The sequence below is a fragment of the Paraburkholderia sp. BL6665CI2N2 genome (assembly GCF_004366535.1).
GTDB lineage: Bacteria > Pseudomonadota > Gammaproteobacteria > Burkholderiales > Burkholderiaceae > Paraburkholderia.
Genome location: NZ_SORC01000001.1, coordinates 241,891 through 267,032, shown reverse-complemented (window position 1 = coordinate 267,032; position 25,142 = coordinate 241,891). Strand labels below are relative to the sequence as shown.

Annotated in this window: 19 protein-coding genes and 1 pseudogene; 14 read left to right on the top strand and 6 right to left on the bottom strand. The window is 59.9% G+C overall.

What is annotated here, in order from left to right; all coding sequences use genetic code 11:
* Nucleotides 1-26: 26 nt before the first annotated feature.
* The gene (locus B0G81_RS01175) at nucleotides 27-1,769 is read left to right on the top strand and encodes an ABC transporter substrate-binding protein (protein WP_106282714.1); all 1,743 of its coding nucleotides are present in this window, start codon (nucleotides 27-29) and stop codon (nucleotides 1,767-1,769) included.
* A gap of 87 nt (nucleotides 1,770-1,856) precedes the next feature.
* On the opposite strand, the gene B0G81_RS01170 is transcribed toward B0G81_RS01175, so the two are convergent.
* Nucleotides 1,857-2,399 carry a cytochrome b/b6 domain-containing protein gene (locus tag B0G81_RS01170; protein ID WP_134132699.1) on the bottom strand — a complete coding sequence of 181 codons (543 nt, stop codon included), beginning with the start codon at nucleotides 2,397-2,399 and terminating at the stop codon, nucleotides 1,857-1,859.
* Nucleotides 2,396-3,457, bottom strand: a complete 1,062-nt coding sequence (locus B0G81_RS01165; RefSeq protein ID WP_134132694.1) for a catalase family peroxidase — start codon at nucleotides 3,455-3,457, stop codon at nucleotides 2,396-2,398. The genes B0G81_RS01170 and B0G81_RS01165 overlap by 4 nt, the downstream gene beginning before the upstream one ends.
* Nucleotides 3,458-3,635: 178 nt before the next feature.
* Here B0G81_RS01165 and B0G81_RS01160 point away from each other — a divergent pair, with 178 nt between their 5' ends.
* From B0G81_RS01160 to B0G81_RS01150, 3 genes are all read left to right on the top strand, one after another.
* On the top strand, nucleotides 3,636-4,589 hold the full coding sequence (locus tag B0G81_RS01160; RefSeq protein WP_132374016.1) for an IS5 family transposase: 954 nt from the start codon (nucleotides 3,636-3,638) through the stop codon (nucleotides 4,587-4,589).
* A gap of 596 nt (nucleotides 4,590-5,185) precedes the next feature.
* The gene (locus B0G81_RS01155) at nucleotides 5,186-5,980 is read left to right on the top strand and encodes a transporter substrate-binding domain-containing protein (RefSeq protein WP_116147180.1); all 795 of its coding nucleotides are present in this window, start codon (nucleotides 5,186-5,188) and stop codon (nucleotides 5,978-5,980) included.
* Nucleotides 5,977-9,093, top strand: coding sequence for an EAL domain-containing protein (locus B0G81_RS01150; protein WP_134132687.1), 3,117 nt, complete (start codon nucleotides 5,977-5,979; stop codon nucleotides 9,091-9,093). The genes B0G81_RS01155 and B0G81_RS01150 overlap by 4 nt, the downstream gene beginning before the upstream one ends.
* A 112-nt stretch (nucleotides 9,094-9,205) precedes the next feature.
* Here B0G81_RS01150 and B0G81_RS01145 read toward each other — a convergent pair whose 3' ends face one another.
* Nucleotides 9,206-9,526, bottom strand: a complete 321-nt coding sequence (locus B0G81_RS01145) for a pyrimidine/purine nucleoside phosphorylase (RefSeq protein WP_116122394.1) — start codon at nucleotides 9,524-9,526, stop codon at nucleotides 9,206-9,208.
* Nucleotides 9,527-10,124: 598 nt separating this feature from the next.
* Here B0G81_RS01145 and B0G81_RS01135 point away from each other — a divergent pair.
* The 6 genes and pseudogenes from B0G81_RS01135 to B0G81_RS01115 all read left to right on the top strand — a co-directional run bounded on the left by B0G81_RS01135 (nucleotide 10,125) and on the right by B0G81_RS01115 (nucleotide 16,464).
* On the top strand, nucleotides 10,125-12,050 hold the full coding sequence (locus B0G81_RS01135; protein WP_134132680.1) for a potassium transporter Kup: 1,926 nt from the start codon (nucleotides 10,125-10,127) through the stop codon (nucleotides 12,048-12,050).
* Between the two features lie 207 nt (nucleotides 12,051-12,257).
* Nucleotides 12,258-13,718 (top strand): amino acid permease, encoded by a 1,461-nt coding sequence (locus B0G81_RS01130; RefSeq protein ID WP_134132678.1) that lies wholly within the window; start codon nucleotides 12,258-12,260, stop codon nucleotides 13,716-13,718.
* Nucleotides 13,719-13,883: 165 nt separating this feature from the next.
* Nucleotides 13,884-14,033 (top strand): hypothetical protein, encoded by a 150-nt coding sequence (locus B0G81_RS43440; protein ID WP_166678914.1) that lies wholly within the window; start codon nucleotides 13,884-13,886, stop codon nucleotides 14,031-14,033.
* A 124-nt stretch (nucleotides 14,034-14,157) separates the two neighbouring features.
* A pseudogene (locus tag B0G81_RS01125) lies at nucleotides 14,158-14,400 on the top strand (IS5/IS1182 family transposase); the annotation flags it as partial.
* A 219-nt stretch (nucleotides 14,401-14,619) separates the two neighbouring features.
* Nucleotides 14,620-15,552, top strand: coding sequence for an MBL fold metallo-hydrolase (locus tag B0G81_RS01120; protein ID WP_134132672.1), 933 nt, complete (start codon nucleotides 14,620-14,622; stop codon nucleotides 15,550-15,552).
* Nucleotides 15,553-16,002: 450 nt separating this feature from the next.
* A complete protein-coding gene (locus B0G81_RS01115; RefSeq protein WP_134142960.1) occupies nucleotides 16,003-16,464 on the top strand; it encodes a hypothetical protein in 462 nt (153 codons plus the stop codon).
* A 229-nt stretch (nucleotides 16,465-16,693) separates the two neighbouring features.
* Here B0G81_RS01115 and B0G81_RS01110 read toward each other — a convergent pair whose 3' ends face one another.
* The 3 genes from B0G81_RS01110 to B0G81_RS01100 form a co-directional block, all read right to left on the bottom strand.
* Entirely contained in the window at nucleotides 16,694-16,996 is a 303-nt protein-coding gene (locus B0G81_RS01110) for a DUF4148 domain-containing protein (RefSeq protein WP_106282724.1), read from the bottom strand.
* A gap of 170 nt (nucleotides 16,997-17,166) precedes the next feature.
* Nucleotides 17,167-18,252: an aldose epimerase family protein gene (locus tag B0G81_RS01105; protein ID WP_116122386.1), complete on the bottom strand. Its 1,086-nt coding sequence runs from the start codon at nucleotides 18,250-18,252 to the stop codon at nucleotides 17,167-17,169.
* A 33-nt stretch (nucleotides 18,253-18,285) separates the two neighbouring features.
* Nucleotides 18,286-19,503 carry a DNA-binding transcriptional regulator gene (locus B0G81_RS01100; RefSeq protein WP_106282778.1) on the bottom strand — a complete coding sequence of 406 codons (1,218 nt, stop codon included), beginning with the start codon at nucleotides 19,501-19,503 and terminating at the stop codon, nucleotides 18,286-18,288.
* 271 nt (nucleotides 19,504-19,774) lie between these two features.
* Here B0G81_RS01100 and xylA point away from each other — a divergent pair, with 271 nt between their 5' ends.
* The 4 genes from xylA to B0G81_RS01080 all read left to right on the top strand — a co-directional run bounded on the left by xylA (nucleotide 19,775) and on the right by B0G81_RS01080 (nucleotide 25,132).
* The gene (xylA, locus tag B0G81_RS01095) at nucleotides 19,775-21,097 is read left to right on the top strand and encodes a xylose isomerase (protein ID WP_134132667.1); all 1,323 of its coding nucleotides are present in this window, start codon (nucleotides 19,775-19,777) and stop codon (nucleotides 21,095-21,097) included.
* Nucleotides 21,098-21,268: 171 nt separating this feature from the next.
* Nucleotides 21,269-22,297, top strand: a complete 1,029-nt coding sequence (gene xylF, locus B0G81_RS01090; RefSeq protein ID WP_134132661.1) for a D-xylose ABC transporter substrate-binding protein — start codon at nucleotides 21,269-21,271, stop codon at nucleotides 22,295-22,297.
* A gap of 79 nt (nucleotides 22,298-22,376) precedes the next feature.
* Nucleotides 22,377-23,936, top strand: coding sequence for a D-xylose ABC transporter ATP-binding protein (gene xylG, locus B0G81_RS01085; protein ID WP_116147198.1), 1,560 nt, complete (start codon nucleotides 22,377-22,379; stop codon nucleotides 23,934-23,936).
* Entirely contained in the window at nucleotides 23,933-25,132 is a 1,200-nt protein-coding gene (locus tag B0G81_RS01080) for a sugar ABC transporter permease (RefSeq protein ID WP_134132656.1), read from the top strand. The genes xylG and B0G81_RS01080 overlap by 4 nt, the downstream gene beginning before the upstream one ends.
* Nucleotides 25,133-25,142 lie beyond the last annotated feature (10 nt).

The following is a 25,142-nucleotide window of genomic DNA, read 5'->3' as shown; positions in this document are numbered from 1 at the left end:
GGGGTGCGGAGACACAGGAGAAAGCCATGCAACAGAGGAGACGAATCGTCACGCTCGCCGTGGCAGGCGTCATCGCGACTGGCTTCACGAGCCACGCGTCGATCGCCGGCACGCCCGAAGCGCAGAAGTGGGTCGATAGCGAGTTCCAGCCCAGCACGCTATCGAAGCAGCAGCAGATGGACGAGATGAAGTGGTTCATTGATACCGCTGCGACGCTGAAATCGGCAGGCGTCAAGGAAGTGCACGTGGTGTCCGAAACACTCGACACGCACATGTACGAATCGAAAACGCTCGCCAAGGCGTTCACCGAAATCACGGGCATTTCAGTCAAGCACGACATCATCCAGGAAGGCGACGTCGTCGAAAAACTGCAGACCTCGATGCAATCCGGCCAGAGTATTTACGACGGCTGGATTTCCGACTCCGACCTGATCGGCACGCATTATCGCTATGGCGTGATCATGCCGCTGTCGGACTATATGACCGGCGAAGGCAAGAAATATACGAACCCTGGTCTCGACATCAAAGACTTCATCGGCACGAGTTTCACGACCGCGCCGGACAAGAAGCTCTATCAGTTGCCCGACCAGCAGTTCGCGAATCTTTACTGGTTCCGCGCCGACTGGTTCGCGCGCAAGGATCTGCAGGACAAGTTCAAGGCGAAATACGGCTACGAGCTGGGCGTGCCGGTGAACTGGTCCGCGTATGAGGACATCGCCGAATTCTTCACGAACGACGTGAAGAATATCGACGGCGAAAAGGTCTATGGGCACATGGACTACGGCAAGAAAGACCCGTCGTTGGGATGGCGCTTTACCGATGCATGGCTTTCGATGGCCGGCGAAGCCGACAAGGGCATTCCGAACGGCATGCCGGTCGACGAATGGGGCGTGCGCGTCACGCCGGACGGTTGCCATGCGGTGGGCGCGTCGGTCTCGCGCGGCGGCGGCACGAATAGTCCGGCCGCCGTGTTCGCGACCACCAAATACATCGACTGGCTGAAGAAGTTCGCGCCGCCCGAAGCCTCGGGCATGACCTTCAACGAAGCGGGGCCGGTGCCCGCGCAAGGCAAGATCGCCCAGCAGATCTTCTGGTACAGCGCGTTCACCGCGTCGATGCTGAAACCCGGCAACGTGACCAACGCGGACGGCACGCCGAAGTGGCGGATGGCGCCGTCGCCGCACGGTCCGTACTGGAAGGACGGCATGCAGAACGGCTATCAGGACGTCGGTTCGTGGACCTTCTTCAAGTCGACGCCGCCGAATCAGCGCGCCGCCGCGTGGTTATACGCGCAGTTCGTTACGTCCAAAACCGTCTCGCTGAAGAAGTCGATCACCGGTCTCACGTTCATTCGCGATTCCGATATTCATAGCGATTACTTCACGAAGAACGCGGACAAGTATGGCGGGTTGATCGAGTTCTATCGAAGCCCGGCTCGTGTCGCGTGGACGCCGACTGGCAACAACGTGCCCGATTATCCGAAGATGGCGCAACTGTGGTGGAAGAACGTCGCGACAGCCGTCGCCGGCGAGAAGACGCCGCAAGCCGCGATGGACAATCTGGCGAAAGAAATGGACCAGGTACTCGGCCGTCTGCAGCGCGCGGGGATGAAGGTCTGCGCGCCGGAATTGAATCCGGAAAGCGCACCGGACAAATGGTTGTCGGATCAGCACGCACCGTGGAAGAAGCTGGCGAACGAGAAGCCGAAAGGCGAAACGGTCAAGTACGACCAGTTGCTGACTGCGTGGAAGCAGGGGAAGGTGCGGTAAGCGTGGCGATGCGGTAATTCAGTAGAGTTTGACGCGGGCGGCCTGTGCAGGTCGCCCGCTTCGCTTCAATCGCTGGAGGCGCGTGCCTCACCGCCTCGACCAGGACGCCATCGCCTCGAACACACCGTCACGTCTCACTAGCGCGTGCAGCAGCGCCGCCGCCAGGTGAAGCACGATCAGCGCGAAGAAACATAGCGCGAGTGTTCTATGCGCGTTCCACAGCAGCGTGTGCAAACCGTTGCTATGCGGCAGGATGGACGGCAAATGTATTCCGAACACGACGACAGGATAGTCCGCCGCCGACAGCATGCCCCAGCCGATTAGCGGCAGCCCGATCATCAATAGATAGAACGCGAGATGCGAGAGGCGGGCGGCGAGTTTCATCGGTTCCGGCATCGACGCCGGCAGCGGCGGTGCGCCGCGCGTCAACCTCACCACCAGGCGAATCAGCGCCAGCACGAGAATCACGATACCCAGCGGCTTGTGAATCGACACCAGCGAAAGATAATCCGGGCGGACGGTGGACACCATCCCGACGCCGATGAAGAGCATCGCCAGAATGCAGATCGCCATGAGCCAGTGAAGCGCGCGTTGCAGCGGTGTGAAGCGAGCGTGGATCGGGGTCGTCATGGCGTGGCTCCTCCCGCCGGATGGCGCGGATAGTCTCTATCTTCGGCAGTCCGCCGGTTGAACGAGACAGAATAGGCGGCTGAGCGCGCGGCCGGAAACGGGTCGTCCGAGACGTGCATGCCGGACGGCAGGACCGTGGGATCGAAGTTGAGATCGCGACACGGACCGTCGGCCTCGGGCTCGATCGCGTTGACCACCAGCGTGCCCGCCTCGACCTTGCGTCGGTCTTCCGGCCAGGCTTTGGTGGGGTCGGCGGTCGGATCGCCTGGGTTGGCGGCGGTGATGACCAGCGTCCAGCGTTGCGGAGCGCTCTGCACCCGCTGCGTGATATCCGCGGCGAGAAAATCGGCGCCTTTCGCCTTCAACTGGTCGGCGGACACAGCCTCGGGCTGTGCTGCCGGTACGAAGGACCAGCGCACCGGTTGCTCCTGCCCCTGGGCATTCGTGAAGATGAAGCTATTGAGGCTGTTGTAGCGGTCTTGCGCGTACGAGGCCGTCCACGGCGCGCTGCCGGCCCAGCCGACGAATGTGCCGAACTCCGGATGCGCGGCGACAAAATTCTTCATCGCGTCCGGGTCGCTCGTGTTGGCCGACGCCTGAAGCAGGGCGTAGAACGCCTGCGGCGTGGCGACCGGGAAGAAGGGCGCGTCGATCATCGCCGTGCGCCATTCGCTTCCATCCGGTCCGACGATGCGCAGGCTGAGGCCTCGCACCCTGACCGTGGCATCCGGCGCTTTGGGGTCGGCCGTAGCGAGGTTGAAACGTCCTGTGACCGGATACGATCCAGGCGCGAACATCGGCGCCTTCGAGAGAGCCGTAGCTCCGCCGTTCGATTCGAAAGTGCCGGTAAAGCAGACGCCCTTGGCATGATTGCGCCGGAAGCCGAGCGCCGCGCCGCCCGGCGGCGCGAGACCGTTGACGATCTTGGCCGGCGTGAGACGCCCTGGCGAGAGCCAGCCGGCCGTATAGGCGAAGGCTGCGACCAGCGCGGCCACGACCACGGCAATCAGCATCAACGAACGGACGGCGGAGGCATTGGAAGTCGGTCTGTCGGCCATCGATCTCTCCCGATCAATGATTCGGCTGAGTAAAAATCTAGCAGGGTGGGAAGAATAGTGCCATTGGTTGATGAATTGTGCTTACTCGATCAAAGAACCTAAGGAAAGTCTGCAAAAGTCCTGGCGTTGAAGTCTGGTTGGCCTATCCTGGGAGAACGCGAGTTAAAGGAGTTCGTCGATGACACAGCTCGGTCTTGGTCTGGATCTTTCAACGAAACGTACGCGCAAGCGGGAATTTCTCGATGAGATGAGGCGCGTTGTGCCATGGTCAAGGTTGATTGCGTTGATCGAACCGCACTATCCGAGGGGCAAGACTGGAAGGCCACCATTTCCGGTTGCGACGATGCTGCAGATCCACTTCATGCAGCAGTGGTTTGGTCTGTCAGACCCTGCGATGGAAGAGGCGCTTTATGACGTGCCGCTGTATCGCGAGTTTGCGGGGCTGAACGAAGGTATGACGCGTTTGCCGGACGAGAGCACGATTCTGCGGTTCCGGCACCTTCTCGAAACGCACGGCCTGGCCGCGCAGATGCTCACGCTGGTCAATGAGATCCTGACCGAGAAAGGCTTGATGTTGAAGGCAGGGTCGGCGGTCGACGCGACCTTGATTTCCGCACCCAGTTCGACGAAGAACGGCTCCGGTACACGGGACCCGGAGATGCACCAGACGAAGAAGGGAAATCAATGGTACTTCGGGATGAAAGCCCACATCGGCGTGGACGCGGAGTCGGGTCTGGTCCACACCGTCATTGGTACGGCGGCCAACGTCCACGACATCATTGCGGCCGAAGCGCTGTTGCACGGCCAGGAAAAGGATGTGTACGCTGACGCCGGATATCAGGGTATTGAGAAGCGCTGTCAGGCGAACCCGGTACGCTGGCATGTAGCGATGCGACCAGGCAAGCGTCGACAACTGGACCTGAACAATCGTCTGGACGCGATATACAACCAGATTGAGCGTCTGAAGGCTGGCGTGCGCGCCAAGGTTGAACATCCGTTCCGCGTGCTCAAGCAGCAGTTTGGCTATACGAAGACGCGGTACCGGGGATTGTTGAAGAACACCGCGCAGATCACGACACTGTTTGCGCTGGGCAACCTCTGGATGGCACGCAAGGCATTACGCAAGGCGTGAAACGCTCGGAGGTAAAGGCCGTGAGTCTCGGCAAACGGAGGTCGTCATACCTGAAAAGCCAGACGAACAACCTGCCAGCAGACGCTTACGGCTGATACGCCCCAAGTGTCAAAAAATCAGCGCTCTGAAAACGAGTTGTGCAGACCTTCCCTAATTCGGCGTCGTGCCAAATGACAAAAAACGGGCAATGGACCGCTTGTCATCCGGTTGCCGTTTGAAAACATCCATACCCGCTTCACGCGTCATGCTCTCTTCCGCACCCTTACAAGCGGTGAGCGTCCAAAAGAGTCGTACCACGGCGATATTCCGGGAAGCGGCGTCTGATCGTGAAAGTTCTCCAAATGGACAGAATCCGCTTCCGCGCAAAAAAATAACAACCGCCGTCTCAAGAACTGCAGCCCGTTGCCGATATTGCGTGAAGAGCGCTTTCGGTTGGATGTTCCGCTGGCACTACGGACAGGTGTATGCTGGCCAGTCCGTAGAAAAATGGCATCTCTTGGCCGCATTCAAAATGACCCAATAGCAGGATCTCGCCGGGGCCATCGTCGGGAAAACTGAATGTGGTACTCAAGTCATCTTCGTACGACGGAGACACTGTGATTCGACATTGCCTCGGGGGGTTGTTGCTGGCGCTAAGCTGCGTGGGCAGCGCCATGGCCGCGGGTCCGGAATGTTCGCGTTCGTTTACGCTCGCTTTACACGATCACGGCCTGCTCTATTCCGTCGACACAGATACTGGGATCGACAAGGACTTCGCCGACGAACTGATTCGCCGCAGCGGTTGCCAGATCAGAGTCAGCCTGATGTCGCGAGCCCGGATCTGGAAGCTGATTGAATCCGGCGCTCTGGATTTCAGCCTGTCGGGCATTGCCAACGACGAGCGTAATGAGTACGCGGATTTCGCCTGGTACTTCAGCAACAAGTACTATCTGCTGGTGCGCAAGGACGCTGGAATTCATCGGCTGGCCGACTTCGAACACAACGATCAGTTTCAGCTCGGCGTTATCCGCAGCTTCCGTTATAGCGACTCGGCAAACCGGCTGGTCGACAAGCTTTCCGCCGAAAATCGTGTCAGCCAGGCCGGCGGTCTGGATCCGCTGTATCAGGCGCTGATCCTGCGGCGCATTCAAGGCATGATCATCGAGCCTTTCGATTACCCTGCAATCGATGAAAAGAAAATCCGCGACGTCACCACCATCGTGGAATTCGACGACCCCGCCGTCCGTCACGGCCTCATCATGTCGAAGAAGGCACTGCCGCCGGCCGAGCGGGAAAAGTGGCGCGCGCTGGTGAATGAGATGCGCGCGGACGGCACCGTGCGGCGCATCTTCGAGAAGTACTTTAAACCCGACCTCGCCGATTCGATGGTCGATTTCAAGACGCAGCCGTGAACTGGGCACGCCTCGTCCTGCTTCCGTTTCTGGTCCTGTCCGCCGCGCTCAGCGTGACCTGGATGCTGTGGGACCATGAGCGGCAATCCGCGCGTCATGAACTGCTGTCCCAGTTCAACTATTCGCTGGGCGACGCCGTCAGCCGCATCGAGCAGCGCATGGGCACGTACGAGCTCTTGCTACGCGGTGTGCAGAGCCTGGTCGCCGCGACGGGCGAGATCGATCGCGGCCGGTTTCGTGACTACGTTGGCACGCTCAATCTCGACGCCAACTTCTCCGGCATCCAGGCGATCGGCATTGTTGCGTGGGTGCCGGCGACGCAAAAGCTCGAGCATATAACGACCATGCGCCGGCAGGGCGTGCCCGACTACGCGATCGAGCCCGAAGGCTCGCGCGAGAACTATGCGCCCATCATCCAGCGCGAGCCGTTCATCGGCATCAATCGCGCGGCGCCCGGCTTCGATGCATGGGCGGACCCGGTGCGGCGGCGCGCCCTGGAGCAGGCGCGCGACTCCGGCATGGCGACCCTTTCCGGCAAAGTTCGCCTCTCGGTGGATTCCGGCGGCAATACTCGCCCCGGATTCGTCATGTACCTGCCGATCTATGCACGGGGCCAGCCGCAAGACAGCGTCGCCCAGCGCCGCGCGCACCTGGTCGGCTGGGTGTTCGCGTCGTTCCGCATGCACGATGTCATCGCCAGCCTGTATGGCGAGCAGCCGCCCGGTCTCACCATCGCTATCTACGACGGCGTCGAAATGTCGGCCGCCGCGCTGTTGCACAAGACGCCCGAGGCGCCCGGTCATCGTCGGCCTACGGACATGTCGGCCTATGAATATCTGGTTGTCGGCGGACATGACTGGACGCTCTCGATGAGCGCCCACGACGACTTCAAGGCCCGCTTCGGCCGCAACGCCGCGCTCCTTATCGCCAGCACCGGCACGGGCCTCAGCTTGTTGCTGGCGCTGCTCACCTGGCTGATGATGACCGGCCGCGGCCGGGCGATGCGGCTTGCCTCGGCAATGACGAAGGAATTGCGCGAGAACGAAGAGAAATTCCGCGCGATCGCCGACTGTACGGTCAACTGGGAAATCTGGTGGGGACCCGACGGCAAGCCGCGCTGGATCAACTCGGCGGTGCAGGCGTACATCGGCTATACGGTCGACGAGTGCATGGCCTTACCGGATTTTGCCGGCACCGTGATTTATCCCGAGGACATTCCCCGCGTGGCGCCTGAATTCCAGAAGGCGCTACAGGGTTTGCGCGGCAATGACCTTGAGTTTCGCTGTGTTCGCAAGGATGGCTCGCTCATGTGGCTGTCCGCGTCCTGGGTTCCCATTACCGATTCCAAGGGCGAGTTCATCGGCTTTCGCATGAGCGGCCGCGACATTACCGAGCGCAAACAGGTCGAGGCTGAACTGCGCATTGCCGCTGTCGCATTCGACTCGATGGAACCGATGATGATCACCGACGCGAGCGCCACCATCCTGCGCGTGAACTCGGCCTTCACCGAGTGCACCGGCTATACGGCCGAGGAGATCGTCGGCCAGACACCGCGCGTGCTGCGATCCGGCCGCCACGACGACGCATTCTTCGAGGAGATGCGGGAAGCGATTCACAGTGCGGGCGGATGGCAAGGAGAAGTCTGGGACCGCCGCAAGAACGGCGAGGTGTACCCGAAATGGCTCACGATCTCCGCCGTGATGAGCGACGACGGCACCGTCAGCCACTATGTCGCCACGCATCACGACATTACCGAGCGCAAGATCGCGGAAGAGAGAATCAAGGAATTGGCCTTCTTCGATGCGTTGACCCGGTTGCCCAATCGCACGCTACTGCTGGACCGCCTGAGGCAGGCGATCACGGCTAGCGCCCGCAACGAGGCATGCGGCGCGCTGCTGTTCATCGACCTGGATCACTTCAAGACGTTGAACGATACCTTGGGCCACGACAAAGGCGATCTGCTGCTGCAGCAAGTGGCGCGGCGTCTGGCAGATAGCGTGCTCGAAAGCGACACGGTGGCGCGAGTGGGCGGCGACGAGTTCGTGGTGGTGCTCGGCAATCTGCATAAGAACCGGCAGGAGGCGGCCAATCAGACGGAGGCCGTGGGCGAAAGAATCCTCGCCGTTTTGGGTAGTCCGTACCAGCTTGGCAAGATCGAGTACCGCACGAGTGCGAGCATTGGCGCCACCGTGTTCAGAGGACATCAGGCCTCGATCGACGAACTTCTCAAGCAGGCCGACCTCGCGATGTACAAGTCCAAGGAGCGAGGACGCAATGCCGTGCGTTTCTTCGATCCCGACATGCAGACCGTCGTGGTGCAGCGAGCCGCGCTGGAAGCGGGCTTGCGCAACGCCATCGAGGACAAACAGTTCCTGCTCCACTACCAGGCGCAGGTTGTGGGCACGCGAGTGACAGGCGCGGAAGCGCTGGTGCGCTGGCAGCATCCGCAGCGCAGTATCGTACCGCCTGCCGAGTTCATTCCGCTCGCGGAAGAGACCGGACTAATCCTTGCGCTGGGGAGCTGGGTGCTGGAGGCCGCTTGCGCGCAACTGGCGCAATGGGCAACGCGGGCCGATATGGCGCATCTCACGATTGCGGTCAATGTCAGCATTCAACAGTTCCGCGAAGCCGATTTCGTGGACAACGTATTGACGATTATCGCTCGCACCGGCGCGCGGCCTGACAGGCTGAAACTGGAGCTGACGGAAAGTGTGCTGGTCGACAACGTGCAGGACATCATTGAGAAGATGAGCGCGCTGAAAGCGAAAGGCATTGTCTTCGCGCTCGACGATTTTGGCATCGGCTATTCGTCGCTGTCCTACCTGAAGCGGCTGCCTTTGGATCAGTTGAAAATCGACCGCTCATTCGTGCGCGACGTCCTGATCGATCCGAACGACGCCGTGATTGCCAGAACTATCGTGGCGCTTGCGCGCAGCCTCGGTTTGGGTGTGATCGCCGAAGGCGTCGAAACCGAGGCTCAGCGGGATTTCCTCGCTGCGGCGGGATGCTACGCGTATCAGGGCTATTATTTCTGTCGCCCGCTTCCCATCGAGGATTTTGAGGCGCTATTGAACAATGTCGAAACACGTCGGTGCGTGGCTGAGCGAACGTGAGACGAGCGCCGTTGATCGCAACCGAATCTTCAATCCGTGCTTGTCTCTTCGCCGGTTGGGCGGTGGCGCGTGCCCAACCGGCGATTGTCGACGTCGCGCGACGCGACACGTTTTACAGATAGCTGCAGACGTAGTCGAGTGTTTCGATCACGTCGATATCGAAGCGGCTTTTCCCGGGCACCGAGAACGACTCGCCCGCACCGTACGTCTTCCACTCGTCGCTGCCTTCGAGGCGGATGCGGCATTGACCGGCCTGTACTTCCATGAGTTCCGGCGCGTCGGTGCCGAAGTTGAGCGCGCCCGGCAGGATCACGCCAAGCGTTTTGCGCGTGCCGTCGGCGAACAGAACCGTGTGCGAAACGCACTTGCCGTCGAAATAGACGTTGGCTCGTTTAACAATGGAAACCTGATCGAATTGCGTTGCTGCCGTCATGCCAATCTTCCTCTGGGTTGTCGTGAATGGATGCGTTTGCGTGGACTCTGGCCGTACCTTCAGGTCTACGCGGACCCGCCATCATACAGGCGGCCGGCGACGTCATACGCGGATTGGACCTAAAGAAATGGAGATCCGCGGGCCTGCGCGCCACATGACCGATCACACGGCCGAGCATCGCACCGATCGTGACCATTGCCATGGTCGCGATACGCGTGGCAAAGCAGGGGAGCGCCTGCTCGCGCCTCGCATGTCTGCCCAAGAAATAAATCTGTCACTGCTTCACGTATCAGTAGCGTGGCAAACGGCCGATGGTATATGTTGAATTAGTGGCACACCGTCGTTCAGGAAAAGAGACAGATCGCGCTAGCAAAAGGCAGATACGCGAAACATCAGAACATTATGAATGCGCGTCAGGCGTTAGGAATTGCAACGCGTGTTTCTCGTACGAAAGTTGCTTCCGCGAGGCGGACTGTTGCGTGGGACGCAGGCGACTCCTCGAAAAAAACGAGGCCTGATAAAAGCAGGAATCGGTTCCGCACGTGCACCGGCCCAATCCATATGTTGCACTGCGAGAACACGAAACTGGGAGCGAGACATGAGCCAGTCAGTATCCGCCGCGGCCGATGCGGGCAATTCCGGCGGGCGCGGGCATCACCGCCCGGCGACGCCTGCACTCGCGCTGGCCGCGTTGGGTGTGGTGTATGGCGACATCGGCACCAGTCCGCTTTATACGTTGCAGACGGTGTTCGATCCGGCCAGCGGGCTGTCGCTCAATGCGCTGAATGTGGTGGGCATTGTGTCGCTGATCGTCTGGTCGCTGATCATCGTCGTCTCGCTCAAATACGTCACGTTGATTCTTCGCGCGAACAATCACGGTGAGGGCGGGATTATGGCGCTGCTGGCGCTGGCCGCGTCGTCTGTCGCCGCGCGGCCGCGCTTGCGCCATGCGTTGCTGGGCATCGGCATTATGGGCGCGGCGCTCTTTTACGGCGACAGTGTGATTACGCCGGCGATCTCGGTGCTGAGCGCAGTCGAAGGTCTCGAAGTGGCCGCGCCGTTCCTCAAGACCTGTGTGATACCCGTGACGCTGATTGCGCTGGTCACGCTGTTCCTGATGCAGAAACGCGGCACGGCCGGTATCGGCATCGTGTTCGGACCGGTGATGGTGCTCTGGTTTATGGTGCTTGCGGTGGTGGGCGTCGTCAACATGATGCGGGCGCCCGCGATTCTTTTCGCGCTCAATCCGCTCACGGGGCTGGCGTTCTGTCTGCATCATCGGTGGCTGGCGTTCGTTGCTTTGGGCGCGGTCGTGCTGTCGTTGACTGGCGCGGAAGCCCTGTATGCCGACATGGGACATTTCGGCGCGAAGCCGATCCGGCTGACGTGGTTCGGCCTCGTATTTCCTGCACTCGCGCTGAACTATCTGGGGCAGGGCGCGTTGCTGCTTGCCGATCCGGGCGCGTTGCAAAATCCGTTCTACAAACTGTTTCCGCAATGGGCGCTGTATCCGATGATCGTGCTCTCGACGGTTGCGACCGTGATCGCGTCGCAAGCCGTTATCTCGGGCACGTATTCGATGACCAAGCAGGCGATGCAACTCGGCTTTCTGCCGCGCATGAACGTTGTCTATACCTCGGAAAGGGAGATGGGACAAATCTACGTGCCAGGCATCAACTGGACGTTATTGGCTGCAGTCGTGGCTGCTGTGCTCGGCTTCGGTTCATCCACGGCGCTCGGTTCCGCGTACGGTATCGCCGTGACCGGCACGATGCTGATCACGACCATTCTGACGTTCTTCGTCATTCGCTATGCGTGGCATTACAACTGGCTGCTGTGCGTGGTTGCGACCGGTTTCTTCTTCGTGATCGACGCGGCATTCTTCTCCGCGAATCTGCTGAAGTTCATGGAAGGCGGCTGGTTCCCGCTTCTGGTCGGGCTGATTATCTACACGATCATGGCAACCTGGGGACGAGGCTGGGAGATGATGCGTGCCGAAGCGCGCGTGAGAGCCGGGACGACGCCGCTCAAACCTTATCTGGCGACGCTGCTGAAGGAATCGCCGATTCGCTGCGGTGGCACGGCGATCTTTCTTTCGCCGGATCCTGACGGTGTGCCGCATTCGCTGATCAACAATCTGATGCATAACCGCGTGCTGCACAAACGCGTCGTCTTCGTGACGGTCGACAACGAGGAGATACCGTGGGTGCCTGCCAGTGAGCGTGTGAGCGTGCGTTCACTCGATTCGGAATGCTACCAGGTCACGATTACGTATGGTTTCATGGATGAAGTCGATCTACCGCGCGCACTCGAAGTTTGCAAGGCTTACGGGCTGGCATTCGAGCCGGCCGAGACTTCCTACTTTCTGAGCCGTGCGACTCTCGTGCCGACTCGTGATAGCGGCATGGCGATGTGGCGAGAGCGCTTGTTCTCCGTCATGTTGCATAACGTGGGTAACGTCGCGGCTTATCTGAAGCTGCCGGCCAATCGAGTGATCGAGTTGGGGGCACGGGTGGAGATTTGAGGATTATCTAAGAAAGCGAGCAAAGTTTTAACCGTGGGCGGGACAGAATCAAATATTCACTTTGCTTTTAATTCGGACTACACTGAATTTTCCATTCCCCTTACCTTACCCGCTAGTTTTCAGTAACAGATGTTTTTGTCGTGATCCGCGAGCCGAAGCAAGCCGGGTCGGCGCGTGCCCAACACCATTCGAACGGGACGACTCATCATGGCTGATACGAGCTACATGGCACGGAAATCCGTCGCCGATATAGTAGGAAGCGCCGACGCGGAAGAAGGCCACTCACTATCGAAAACACTCGGCGCCACCAGTATCACGGCGATGGGTATCGGCGCCATCATCGGCGCAGGCATCTTCGTTCTGACGGGCACCGCCGCAGCGCAATTCGCCGGCCCGAGCATCGTCTTGTCGTTCGTGCTCGGGGGCATTGCATGCGCGTTCGTCGGCCTCTGTTATTCGGAACTGGCAGCGATGTTGCCGGTGTGCGGCAGCAGTTACACGTACACGTATGCCACGCTGGGCGAAATATTCGCGTGGATCATCGGCTGGGACTTGATCCTCGAATACGCAATGGGCGCCGCCACGGTCGCGGTCGGATGGTCCGGTTATATCGTGAGCTTGCTGCATAACGTAGGGATCAATATCCCGCCCGTTCTCGCCACTGCACCCGGCACCGTCATCAAGCTGGCCGATGGCACCACCGCGACAGGCATCGTCAATCTGCCCGCGATAGTGATCATCGCCATTCTTACCATCATGCTCGTGCTCGGTACGAAGGAGTCGGCGCGGCTCAACAACATCATGGTGGCGGTCAAGCTGGTCGTGGTGGTGGCGTTTATCGCCCTCGGCCTGTTTTTCATCAAGCCGGCGAACTGGCATCCGTTTATTCCCGCGAATACCGGCGAGTTCGGCAACTTCGGCATGAGCGGCATTCTGCGCGGCTCGGCCGTGGTGTTCTTCGCGTTTATCGGCTTCGATGCGGTTTCCACCGCGGCGCAGGAGGCTAGAAAACCGCAGCGGGACATGCCGATCGGTATCCTCGGGTCGCTGATCATCTGCACGATTTTGTACATACTCGTTGCAGGTGTGCTCACTGGGCTCGTGCCTTACGCTGAACTGAATGTTCCTGATCCGATCGCCAAGGGTGTGGATGCCATCGGCATGAACTGGTTCTCCATTCTGATCAAGATCGGTGCGCTGACAGGTTTGACCACGGTGATTCTCGTGCTGCTGTACGGGCAGAGCCGAATTTTCTTCACGATGTCGACGGACGGTTTGCTGCCGCCTCTTTTCGCGCGAGTTCATCCGCGTCTTCAGACGCCTCATTTGAGCCAGATTCTGATTGGCTCGGTTGTTGCGATCGTGGCGGCGCTTACGCCGATCAGCGTGCTGGGAGAGATGGTCAGTATCGGTACTTTGTTCGCGTTCATTCTTGTGTGCGGCGCGGTGATTTACTTGCGGCGCAGTGACTCGGATGCTTCACGTCCTTTTAGAGTTCCTGGCGTGCCGGTTGTGCCTGTCTTGGGGATTCTGTTTTGCCTGCTGCTGATGGCTGGGCTGCCGCTTGTTACGTGGGTGCGGCTTGTTGTGTGGCTTGTGATCGGCATGACTATTTACATGTCTTATGGCCGGAATCATTCGAGGTTGCGTTATCCGGAGCGGCATTGAGTGAGCGTGACGCCGGATTGGCGCTACGGCGAGTATTTCTCACATAGCGATGAAAAATGCTCGTTTGGTGGTCGAGGTCTGTCTTCGTAAACTGGGAGTGTGAGGCGTGGTCGCGGCGATGGTGTCGCGCGCCGTGGCTGCTCCCGGTTTATGAGGAGGTTTATCGTGGATATGACCTTGTTTGAGATCCCTGCTGTGCTGATTGTTTTGGGTATTGTGGGTGTTGTGGTGGTCAGGGCGTTTGCTTCGTCGCGGGTGGATGGTATTGATGTTTTTATGCGGCGGCATATGCCGGACGAGCGGGAGAGGCAGTAGACCGAGTTTGCATTTGCTCGCACCGGTAGATGTGCGGTTCCGCGAGTCCATGCGGCCGTTGCTTAGTCACGTGGCTCACACCCGCTAAGCAAGCAGCGGCGTACTTCCTTCACAGCCGACCGGCGATGCCATTCCGCCGATGCGCGGATTGCGCGGTCATCCACGGCAACGCCCGCGCGTGATCCATGCCGATCGCGGCGACAACCCCAAGCGGCATCGTCGGATATTGTGCGATTGCGGCATCAAGCCGATGATGGCCAGGCACCGTCCCACACATGGCAGCGGCCGTCGCAAATATCGATAGCTTGTCGAACGCACGCCCGCCTGGTTGCATCACTTCTCGCGCCTCCGTATTCGTTTCGAGCGCGTGCCGACATTCACGTACCCTCCTCAAACTCGCGGATTGTTGCCGCTCGGACAACACGCTGAGCATATTCGCGACGCTACTGGCATTCATCCCCGCTGACTAGAATCAGTCTCACGGTCGTGTCTAAACGCGAGCAGCACGCAGCGCGCGATATTCACGCTCGTTAATGAACCACGCCGCCCAGTGCTGCTTACCCCATTGTTTAAGAGGACTATTGCCATGAGCGAAACAACCCATAACGTGCAGCCTGTCACCGCCAACCTCGGCAAAGAAGGTTCAGGCGAACTCGTGCCTTCCCGCTACGCCGTGCGCGTGGGTGATGTCGATGTCGTGCTGATCAGCGATGGCGTTCTGCCGCTGCCGACCTCCACCATGTCCACTAACGTGAGCGAAGCGGATCGCAACGAATGGTTCGATGGTCGTTTCCTGCAACGTGACATGTTCGACTGGGCGCTGAATATCGCGCTCGTGCGCAGCGGCGAACGCCTGATCCTGATCGACTCGGGCGTGGGTGACGGCTTCGAATACTTCTCGCGCGCCGGCCGGTCGGTGATGCGCCTGGAATCGGCTGGCATCGACCTGGCTGCGATCACCGACATTGTCGTTACGCATATGCACATGGATCACGTCGGCGGCCTGAACGTTGATGGCGTCAAGGCCAAACTGCGTCCGGACGTGCGCATTCACGTGTCGGCTGCGGAAGTGGAGTTCTGGAAAAATCCGGACTTCAGCAAGACGGTGATGCCGGAAACGGTTCCTCCCGCACTCCGCAAGGCTGCTGCAAAGTTCGTGGAGCTCTATGGCGAAAACATCGTGCGGTTCGATCAGACCGTGGAAGTCGCAGCGGGCGTGTCGGCCCGCGTGACGGGCGGACACACCCCGGGGCACTGCGTCGTGGACATCGCATCAAACGGCGAGAAGCTGACGTTCGTAGGCGACGCGATTTTCGAAGTCAACTTCGACAATCCCCGATGGCAAAATGGCTTCGAGCACGAGCCTGAGGTGGCTGCGGATGTGCGTATCGCGCTGCTCAACGAAGCCGCTGAAACGGGCGCTCTGCTGGCCGCAGCGCATGTCGCGTTCCCGTCTATTGGTCACATTGCAAAGAAGGGTGAACGCTTCCATTTCGTGCCGGTGCAGTGGGACTACTGATGGATTTTAGAATATCAACCATCGTCGTATAGGTCGGACGGACCAGACATCGGGAAATGTATGGCGCGCACTGCGCCAGTCCGCTTAGTGCAACGCAACCGGCGTCTGTACGCACAAGCCTACGTACATCATTAACCTGTGCAATCGTCCAAAACCGAGCCTTTAGCCTGCCCAGTTACCCTCTCATAATCCCACCTGATTTATAATCACCACGCCGTCGGAAAACACCCGGCGGCCTGGTTTGGAAGCCAGTGATACAAACCGCACACCCGCCCAGCGGGTCGTGCGTCTGCTGCTGCACGTCTATATTCCAATGGGCGGGCTGTAGTGGGGGAGCCGCAAGGCTCGCCGGTTTGTTTGTATCCCGGTCTTCCAATCCCGCTACGTGCCCGCTCACCCTTCCCAAAGAGAGTGTCGGGCGATCTGAGCAAGCATCAGGGAGATCGCAAAATGACCAAGCCCATTAAGAGTCAACCCGTTTCACGCCCGCCTGTCGACGCACTCCAGTACGAAAAACTCGCCCTATCTGCATTCGACTTCTGCGATCGGCAATTGAGCCAACTGAATACGCTGATTACACTCGCGTCCTCGATATGTAGGAATCCTCCCATTACGAGTGACGAAAGGCGCCGCCGCCAGATCATGCTCGAACTACTCGTCGACACTGCGGAGCAATATCAGCAAGACCTCGAAAACGACCGCGAGCTTTTCCAGGTGATTGCGCTCGACGCAAAGGGCGTCTCTCAAGCGCGTCTGACGGCCAGCCACGCAACGCGCCTTCTCGCCGAAGCATCCAAGCTCGCGAGCGGATCGCAACCCGCCGCCAACGTCGTCAAGCGAAAAAGAACGCCCGCGAAAACCGCGTCGATCGTAAAAACGCAAACGCAGCAATCGGTCGCCGTGCGGCACTGATCAACGGGTAGCGGTGAACCAAAAGCATCAACGAAGCGAGGCGCCCTGCACAAGCGCATGCGCCTCCTTCACCCGCACCCTCAGAACGACCACAAAAACCTACCCCTTAAATTCCACCGAAGCAAGCGCTATAAGCCGCCGCGCTGTCATGGTCACGCATTCGACGCACAAACGCGAGCGCATGCCTGAACCATGCGCTCGCATCGAACTGCCGAAAACAGATTGCGTACTACTGACCCTGCAGATTCGGATTTCCAGCAGGAACGCCGGAGCCGGTTTCGGACGAGCCAGTGGTGGAAGGACCATATCCCGTCGCTCCACTGTTTTGCGCAGCCACGCGAGCTTCGGCCGCTTGAATGTCAGCGGGGTAAGTGGAGTCGGTTGCGACCGCGGGGTTATAGCCGGCCTGTTCGAGCTGCTTCAATTGCGCTTTGACCTCGGCGCGCGTGACCGGCTGCTCGGATTGCGCGAACGATGCCACCGGCGCTGCGAACACTGCAACTAGCGCGACTGCCTTGATAAGCGATTTCATGATGCTTCCCTCCGAGAATATTTTATTGGGCGCCGCAACAATCTGCGGCACCACGCACGGATTCTAGGAAGGGCCGGGTCTAGGGGAAACCCCTGATACGGTAATTCAGTGTTGCCACAAACAGTAAGTCGGCGTGATGTAATGTCGTTCGTAATAAGTGAACAATCGCGTCACACGCCTTGGCGTACATCGACACGATACGCAGTCACTTGCCGATATGTGCTGCCGGCTCGCACGATCACTTCGTCCTGCTCAGCCATATTGACCTGGTTCGGAAAGCCGCCGGCTTCGAGACACAAACCGGCATGTGCTTGATACGCAACGCCGCCGCGTCCTGTGTCGCCTTTTAACCAGTTGCCGCTATAAAACTGTAAGCCGCGTTGATCGGTCGAGACGGTCAATTCGCGTCCGCTGCCGGGATCGTAAGCGCAGGCAACCTGGCGCACCGGCGGAGTGGCGCCGTTCTTGCCGGCGTCGCGTGCATCGCGCAGCACGTAGCAATGATCGAAGCCGCCAGCGGTCGCCAACTGCGCGTGCGGCCAGTCGAGCCGCGCGCCGATCGGTGCGCTCTGCCGGAAATCGAAGGCATTGCCTGCCACTTCCGCGAGCTTGCACGGAATCATCGCGGCATCGACTTCAAAGAAGCGGTCGGCATCGATCGACAACACGTGGCCGCGAATGTCGGCCCCCGGCCGGCCCGTGAGATTGAAATACGGATGGCTCGTCAGATTGAGCGGCGTCGCGGCATCGGTGATCGCTTCATAGGCGATGGTCAGCGTGCCGTCGTCGTCGAGCGAGTAGCGCACTTGGGTGGTCACGTTGCCGGGAAAACCGGCGTCGCCTTCGGGCGACTCCAGCCGCATGAGCAACGCGCCGTTGTCCTCGCTTACGTCCCACAGCGCGCGATGAAAACCCACCGTGCCGCCATGCAGCAGATTCGCGCCTTCATTGCGATCGAGCGTGTACTCGATGCCATCGAGCGTGAAGCGCGCATCGGCAATGCGGTTCGCCCAGCGGCCTATCAGGCCGCCCATATAAGTGGTGGCCGCCACATATTCGGCGGGCGTGTCGTGGCCGAGCAGGATATCGCCGAGCACGCCGGCGCGATCCGGCGCATGCCACGAGACCAGCGTCGCGCCCAGATCGCTGATGGCGACCTTCATACCGTGCGCATTGCGCAACGTGAAGAGTCGAACGGAATCGCCACCGCGCAATGTGCCCCACGGCTCGGAAGAAAGTTGTGCGATGCTGATCATGTCGTCAGTGAGAAGAAAAGAGAATAGGCATGCTCAGCCCGGCGCGGAAGTCGAATTCGCCTGCTCCTGGTATTCACGCGGCGTACAACCGAGTTCACGCCGAAATACCGCGTACATGTATTGCAACGACGTAAAGCCGCAACGGATCGCCACTTCCGCGCTCGACGCATCGCGCTTTGCCAGCAGTGCTTTCGCGACATCGAGTTTATGACGCAAAATTTCCTGATGCACGGTGCACTGCCGTTCGCGCCGAAAGTACTCTTCGAGCGACGAACGCGACACGCCCACATAGTCGGCAACCTGTTCGGTGCGAATGCCCTGGCACGCGTACTGTCGGATGAAGTGCCGCGCCCGCATCACATACGGACTCGCCAGCGGTTGATGCTTCGTCGATTCGAGTACGTTGATGCCGACCGGCGGAACGAGAATGCGCCGCCCCGGAAAGCGCGCACCATGCAGCATTTGATGCAAAAGGTGAGCCGCGGTGCGGCCCATTTCCTCAGTGCCCTGAATCACCGAAGAAAGCGGAATACGCGTCAACGTGCGCGTCAACGGATCATTGTCGATGCCGATGATCGCCACTTCTTCGGGCACCGGAATGCCGGCGATCAAACACGCCTGAAGCAGATGCCGCGCGCGCGCGTCGGTCACGGCGATGATGCCGACCGGCTTCGGCAAATCGCGCAGCCATGCGGTGAGCTGTTCGGTCGCCTGGTTCCATGACGGCGCGCTGGTGGAGAGACCGCGATACATCTCGCCATCGATCTGCTCCGCGCTGTGTCCGTCCGCGCTACGCAGATGAGCGAACGCGAGTTCGCGCTGTTGCGCCCAGCGGTTCTCTTGCGCCTGCGGCAAGCTGTACAGCGCGAAGTGCTCGAGACCCGCGCCGATCAAATGCGTGTAGGCGAGCGAGACGAGCTTGCTGTTGTCGGTGGCGATATAGGGTAAATCCGGAGGATAGTGCGCCGGGTCTTCGAACGACGAACCCACGGCGACCACCGGCAACGGACAATCGCGCAGCGCTTCGCCCACGGCGGGATCGTCGAAATCCGCGATGATGCCGTCGCCGTCGAAGCGTTCGATGCCCGTCAGCCGGCAGCGAAAATCTTCTTCGAGGAACAGGTCCCACGCCACGCGCGTGGACAGCAGGTAGTTGCCGATGCCGGTAATGATCTCGCGGTCGTAGACCTTGTTCGCGTTGAACAGCAGCGCGATCCGATGGGTCGTCTGTGGCGTTTGCGGACGGGTCATGGCGGTGAGCGGCGCGCGGGCCAATGACCCGTCACGCCTTCGTCTCCTGTTAGATGCTTAGTTTGAACGGCACCGGTTTTAAGCGTCTGGTTATTCTAGGCCCCGAATCGCGCGCCGGTGCGAAACAAAATCATGGGCGGTAAGAAACATCAATCACGCTGCGCAATTTCGCAATTGCCGACGCATCGTGCAAGCGGCAGCATGGCGTCACCTTGTCAACCGGCGCGGCGACGTCGCACGGGTTGCGGTGCACCATAAACTGGAGACGCTGATGTCTTACTTCGAACACATTCCTGAGATCCGCTACGAAGGCCCTCAATCGGATAACCCGCTTGCGTACCGCCATTACGATAAAAGCAAAAAGGTACTCGGAAAAACGCTCGAAGAACATCTGCGCATTGCCGTATGTTACTGGCATACGTTCGTCTGGCCGGGTGTGGATATTTTCGGGCAAGGCACGTTTCGACGTCCTTGGCAGCAAGCGGGCGACGCGATGGAGCGCGCGCAGCAGAAAGCGGATTCCGCATTCGAATTCTTTTCGAAGCTCGGCACGCCGTACTACACGTTTCACGACACCGACGTTTCGCCCGAAGGATCGAGCCTGAAGGAATACAGCGAAAACTTCTTGCGCATTGCCGACTATCTGGCGCGCAAGCAGGAAAGCACGGGCATCAAGCTGCTATGGGGCACGGCCAATCTGTTCTCGCATTCCCGTTATGCGGCCGGCGCTGCGACCAGTCCCGATCCGGAGGTGTTCGCGTTTGCGGCGACACAAGTGCGCCACGCGCTCGATGCGACGCAACGACTCGGCGGCGATAATTATGTGCTGTGGGGCGGCCGCGAGGGTTACGATACCTTGCTGAATACCGACCTCGTTCGTGAACGCGATCAACTCGCCCGCTTTCTGCACATGGTCGTCGACCATGCACACAAGATTGGCTTTAAAGGCTCGCTGCTGATTGAACCCAAGCCGCAGGAACCGACCAAGCATCAATACGATTACGACGTCGCGACCGTGCATGGCTTTTTGCTGCAGCATGGGCTCGACAAAGAGATTCGCGTGAACATCGAGGCCAATCATGCGACGCTCGCGGGCCACTCGTTTCATCATGAGATCGCCACGGCCTACGCGCTGGGTATTTTCGGCAGCGTCGACGCGAATCGCGGCGATCCGCAAAACGGCTGGGATACGGATCAATTCCCAAATAGTGTGGAAGAACTGACGCTCGCCTTCTACGAAATTCTCAAACACGGCGGTTTCACAACCGGCGGCATGAATTTCGATTCGAAAGTACGGCGCCAAAGCGTCGATCCGGAAGATCTGTTCTACGGTCACATTGGTGCGATCGATAACCTCGCGCTCGCCGTCGAGCGCGCGGCGGTGCTGATTGAAAACGATCGTCTCGATCAATTCAAACGCCAGCGGTACGCGGGCTGGGATGCGGAGTTCGGCCGCAAGATTTCTTCCGGCGATTATTCGCTCTCCACGCTGGCAGAGGACGCAATGGCGCGCGGTCTGAACCCACAGCACGCAAGCGGCCATCAGGAGTTGATGGAAAACATCGTGAATCAGGCGATTTACAGCGGACGTTGATCAGCGTTTCAGGAAGCAGTGCATCGAGAAGTTGCAACACTAAATAAAAAATCGCGCGGCCACGTCGACCGCGCGAAACAGGAAGCTTTGGGTTGTCGCTTGTCCGGTCTTGTGGCTCGCAGCGCAAACCGTCCAATCCGGTATTCCGGCTATCAGAAGAAGGAGACAGAGATGAAATTCGCAACGCGTCGTAACGTATTGAGTTCGCTCGTATGTGGAGCGGTGCTCGCCAGCCTGTCGCTTGCCGCGCCGCTCGCGCATGCAAGCAAGGATCACCCGGAAATTGGCTTCTGTATCGACGATCTGCGCGTCGAGCGCTGGTCGCGCGATCGTGACTATTTCGTCGCCGCAGCGGAAAAACTCGGCGCGAAAGTGTCGGTGCAATCCGCCGATGCGAGCGAAGCGCGGCAGATCTCGCAGATCGAAAACCTGATCTCGCGCGGCGTCGATGTCATCGTGATCGTGCCGTTCAATTCGAAGACGCTCGGCAACGTAGTGGCCGAAGCAAAGAAAGCGGGCATCAAGGTCGTTTCATATGACCGCCTGATTCTCGACGCCAATGTAGACGCCTATATTTCGTTCGACAATGAAAAGGTCGGCGAATTGCAGGCGCAAGGCGTCTACAACGCGCAGCCGAAGGGCAACTACTTCCTGCTCGGCGGCGCGCCGACCGACAACAACGCCAAGATGTTGCGCGAAGGTCAGCTCAAGATACTGAAGCCTGCCATCGATAAAGGCGACATCAAAGTAGTCGGTCAGCAGTGGGTGCCGGAATGGAGCGCGTCCACGGCGCTGCGCATTGTCGAAGATGCGCTGACGGCGAATAACAACAAGATCGACGCGATCGTGGCCTCGAACGACGGCACCGCGGGCGGCGCGATCCAGGCGCTCGCCGCGCAGCACATGGCGGGAAAAGTGCCGGTATCGGGCCAGGACGCGGACCTCGCGGCCGTGAAACGTGTGATTGCGGGCACGCAGACCATGACCGTCTACAAGCCGCTGAAACTGATTGCCGGTGAAGCGGCAAAGCTCTCCGTGGCGCTTGCAAAGGGCGAAAAACCCGCCTTTAACTCGCAATACGACAACGGCAAGAAGAAAGTCGACACGGTGCTCCTGCAACCCACGTTGCTCACCAAGAGCAATGTCGATGTAGTCGTCAAGGACGGCTTCTATAGCCAGGCCCAGCTCGCGAGCCAATGAGCGTAACGTGTGCGCGGCGGACCTCGATGCGTGTCATGCGCGTCGGCGCCGTCGCGCGCCTTGCAGCGAGGCATAGCGAATGACGCAAGCTCTCATGACGATGCGCGGCATCGTCAAGGCGTTTTCCGGCGTGAAGGCGCTCGACGGCATCGACCTCACGGTCGCGCCCGGCGAATGCGTGGGCCTGTGCGGCGAGAACGGCGCGGGCAAATCGACGCTGATGAAAGTACTCTCGGGCGTGTATCCGTGGGGCACGTGGGACGGCGAAATCATCTGGGAAGGCGAGCCGCTGAAGGCCGCCAGCGTGCGCGATACCGAACGCGCCGGCATTATCATCATTCACCAGGAGTTGATGCTGGTGCCGGAGTTGTCGGTGGCGGAGAACATCTTTCTCGGCAATGAAATCACGCTGCCCGGCGGCCGCATGAACTACGCCGCGATGTATCAGCGCGCCGACGAACTGCTGCGCGAACTCGGCATCAGCGGAATCAACGCCGCACAGCCGGTGATGAACTATGGCGGCGGCCATCAACAGTTGATCGAAATTGCGAAGGCGCTGAACAAGCGCGCCAAGCTGCTGATTCTCGATGAACCGTCTTCTTCGCTGACTTCTTCCGAGATCCGCATTCTGCTCGACATTGTGCGCGATCTGAAGCGGCGCGGCGTGGCCTGCGTGTACATCTCGCACAAACTCGATGAAGTGGCGGCCGTGTGCGACACGATCAGCGTGATTCGCGACGGGCGTCATGTCGCGACCGAGCCAATGCGCGCGCTCACCACCGACCGCATCATTTCGTTGATGGTAGGCCGCGAAATCAAGAACCTGTTTCCACGCGAGCCGCATCCGATTGGCGACGTGATCTTCGAGGCGCGCCACGTCACGTGTTTCGATGTGACCAATCCGCGCCGCAAGCGCGTGAACGACGTGTCGTTCGCGCTGCGGCATGGCGAGATTCTCGGCGTGGCCGGTCTCGTCGGCGCGGGGCGCACGGAGTTGATGCAGGCGATCTTCGGCGCATATCCCGGCGTGAGCGAGGCGACCGTGGTGATGGACGGCAAGCCGCTGAAGATTCGCGCACCCGTCGATGCGATTCGCGCAGGCATCGGCATGGTGCCGGAAGATCGCAAACGCCACGGCATCGTGCCGGGGCTGAGCGTCGGCCATAACATTACGCTCGCGGTGTTGCAGCGCTTCGCATCGGGTGGGCGAATCGACTCCGCAGCCGAACTCGATACGATTCATACGGAGATGAAGCGGCTTTCAGTGCGCGCCGCGCATCCCATGTTGTCGATTGCGAGTCTGTCGGGCGGTAATCAGCAAAAGGCCGTGCTGACACGGATGTTGCTGACCAATCCGAAAGTGCTGATTCTCGACGAGCCCACGCGCGGCGTCGACGTCGGTGCGAAATATGAAATCTACAAGCTGATCTTTCAACTGGCGCAGCGCGGCATGTCGATCGTGATGGTGTCCTCCGAATTACCCGAAGTGCTCGGCATCAGCGATCGCGTGCTGGTGATCGGCGAAGGCGAGTTGCGAGGCGATTTCATCAACGACGGCCTCACGCAAGAGGACATTCTCAGCGCCGCGATCCGTCCCGTGCAGCGATCCCCGAACCCAACCGCAGCGAGTGCCGCATGACGCCCGACGTTACTTCCCAACGCGCCGATGAAGCCGCGCCGCGAGGCGCATTTGCCGGTCCGCAGCGCATTCAGCAATTGTTCGCGCGCTACAAGATTCTCGCGCTGCTGATTGCCGTGGCCGCGATCTGGATTTTCTTTTCGATGCTCACGCACGGCGCGTTCGTCACGCCGCGCAATCTGTCGAACCTGCTGCGGCAGATGTCGATTACCGGCATGCTCGCGTGCGGCATGGTGTTCGTGATCATTGCCGGCGAGATCGATCTGTCAGTCGGATCGCTGCTCGGTTTGCTCGGCGGCGTGGCGGCGATACTCGACGTCAACCGGCACTGGCCGATCGGCGTCACGTTGCCCGTGGTGATGCTGCTCGGTGTGCTGGTCGGCATGTTCAACGGATGGTGGTCCACCTATCGCCGCGTGCCTTCTTTCATTGTGGGGCTCGGCGGCATGCTCGCGTATCGCGGCATTCTGCTCGGCGTGACCGGCGGATCGACGATCGCGCCGGTGTCGGACAGTTTCGTGTTTGTCGGCCAAGGGTATTTGCCGCGGCTCGCTGGCGATACGCTCGCGGTGGTGCTTTTTCTGCTGCTCGCCTTTCTAACGATACGGCAGCGCCGCAATCGCGAGCGTTATCAGTTGCGCGTGGTGCCGGTCTGGCAGGACGTGGTGAAGATGGTCGGCGCGGGTGTGATACTCGCCGGTTTCGTTGCCACGCTCGATCGGTATGGCGGTATTCCGGTGCCGGTGCTGTTGCTGCTCGCGTTGCTGGGTATCTTCACGTGGATTGCCACGCAGACCGTGTTCGGGCGACGTATCTACGCGGTCGGTTCGAACCTCGAAGCAACGCGGCTCTCAGGCGTCAATACCAATCGCGTGAAACTGGCGATCTTCGCGCTGATGGGGCTGATGTGCGCGTTCGGCGGCATCGTCAATACGGCGCGGTTGGCGGCGGGCTCGCCGTCGGCGGGATCGATGGGCGAACTCGATGCGATTGCCGCGTGCTTTATCGGCGGGACGTCGATGCGCGGCGGTTCCGGCACGGTCTACGGCGCACTGATCGGCGCGCTGGTGATGGCGAGCCTGGACAACGGCATGTCGATGCTCGACGTCGACGCTTATTGGCAGATGATTGTGAAGGGCAGCATTCTCGTGCTGGCCGTGTGGATCGATGTCGTGTCGGGGTCGAACCGGCGGTGAGGTGGAAGAA

Bases quoted from the DNA above. Each gene is read 5' to 3' on its own strand.
- B0G81_RS01175 (WP_106282714.1), top strand. From the start codon at position 27: ATGCAACAGAGGAGACGAATCGTCACGCTCGCCGTGGCAGGCGTCATC.
- B0G81_RS01170 (WP_134132699.1), bottom strand. From the start codon at position 2,399: ATGACGACCCCGATCCACGCTCGCTTCACACCGCTGCAACGCGCGCTT.
- B0G81_RS01165 (WP_134132694.1), bottom strand. From the start codon at position 3,457: ATGGCCGACAGACCGACTTCCAATGCCTCCGCCGTCCGTTCGTTGATG.
- B0G81_RS01160 (WP_132374016.1), top strand. From the start codon at position 3,636: ATGACACAGCTCGGTCTTGGTCTGGATCTTTCAACGAAACGTACGCGC.
- B0G81_RS01145 (WP_116122394.1), bottom strand. From the start codon at position 9,526: ATGACGGCAGCAACGCAATTCGATCAGGTTTCCATTGTTAAACGAGCC.
- B0G81_RS01135 (WP_134132680.1), top strand. From the start codon at position 10,125: ATGAGCCAGTCAGTATCCGCCGCGGCCGATGCGGGCAATTCCGGCGGG.
- B0G81_RS01130 (WP_134132678.1), top strand. From the start codon at position 12,258: ATGGCTGATACGAGCTACATGGCACGGAAATCCGTCGCCGATATAGTA.
- B0G81_RS01120 (WP_134132672.1), top strand. From the start codon at position 14,620: ATGAGCGAAACAACCCATAACGTGCAGCCTGTCACCGCCAACCTCGGC.
- B0G81_RS01115 (WP_134142960.1), top strand. From the start codon at position 16,003: ATGACCAAGCCCATTAAGAGTCAACCCGTTTCACGCCCGCCTGTCGAC.
- B0G81_RS01110 (WP_106282724.1), bottom strand. From the start codon at position 16,996: ATGAAATCGCTTATCAAGGCAGTCGCGCTAGTTGCAGTGTTCGCAGCG.
- B0G81_RS01105 (WP_116122386.1), bottom strand. From the start codon at position 18,252: ATGATCAGCATCGCACAACTTTCTTCCGAGCCGTGGGGCACATTGCGC.
- B0G81_RS01100 (WP_106282778.1), bottom strand. From the start codon at position 19,503: ATGACCCGTCCGCAAACGCCACAGACGACCCATCGGATCGCGCTGCTG.
- xylA (WP_134132667.1), top strand. From the start codon at position 19,775: ATGTCTTACTTCGAACACATTCCTGAGATCCGCTACGAAGGCCCTCAA.
- xylF (WP_134132661.1), top strand. From the start codon at position 21,269: ATGAAATTCGCAACGCGTCGTAACGTATTGAGTTCGCTCGTATGTGGA.
- xylG (WP_116147198.1), top strand. From the start codon at position 22,377: ATGACGCAAGCTCTCATGACGATGCGCGGCATCGTCAAGGCGTTTTCC.
- B0G81_RS01080 (WP_134132656.1), top strand. From the start codon at position 23,933: ATGACGCCCGACGTTACTTCCCAACGCGCCGATGAAGCCGCGCCGCGA.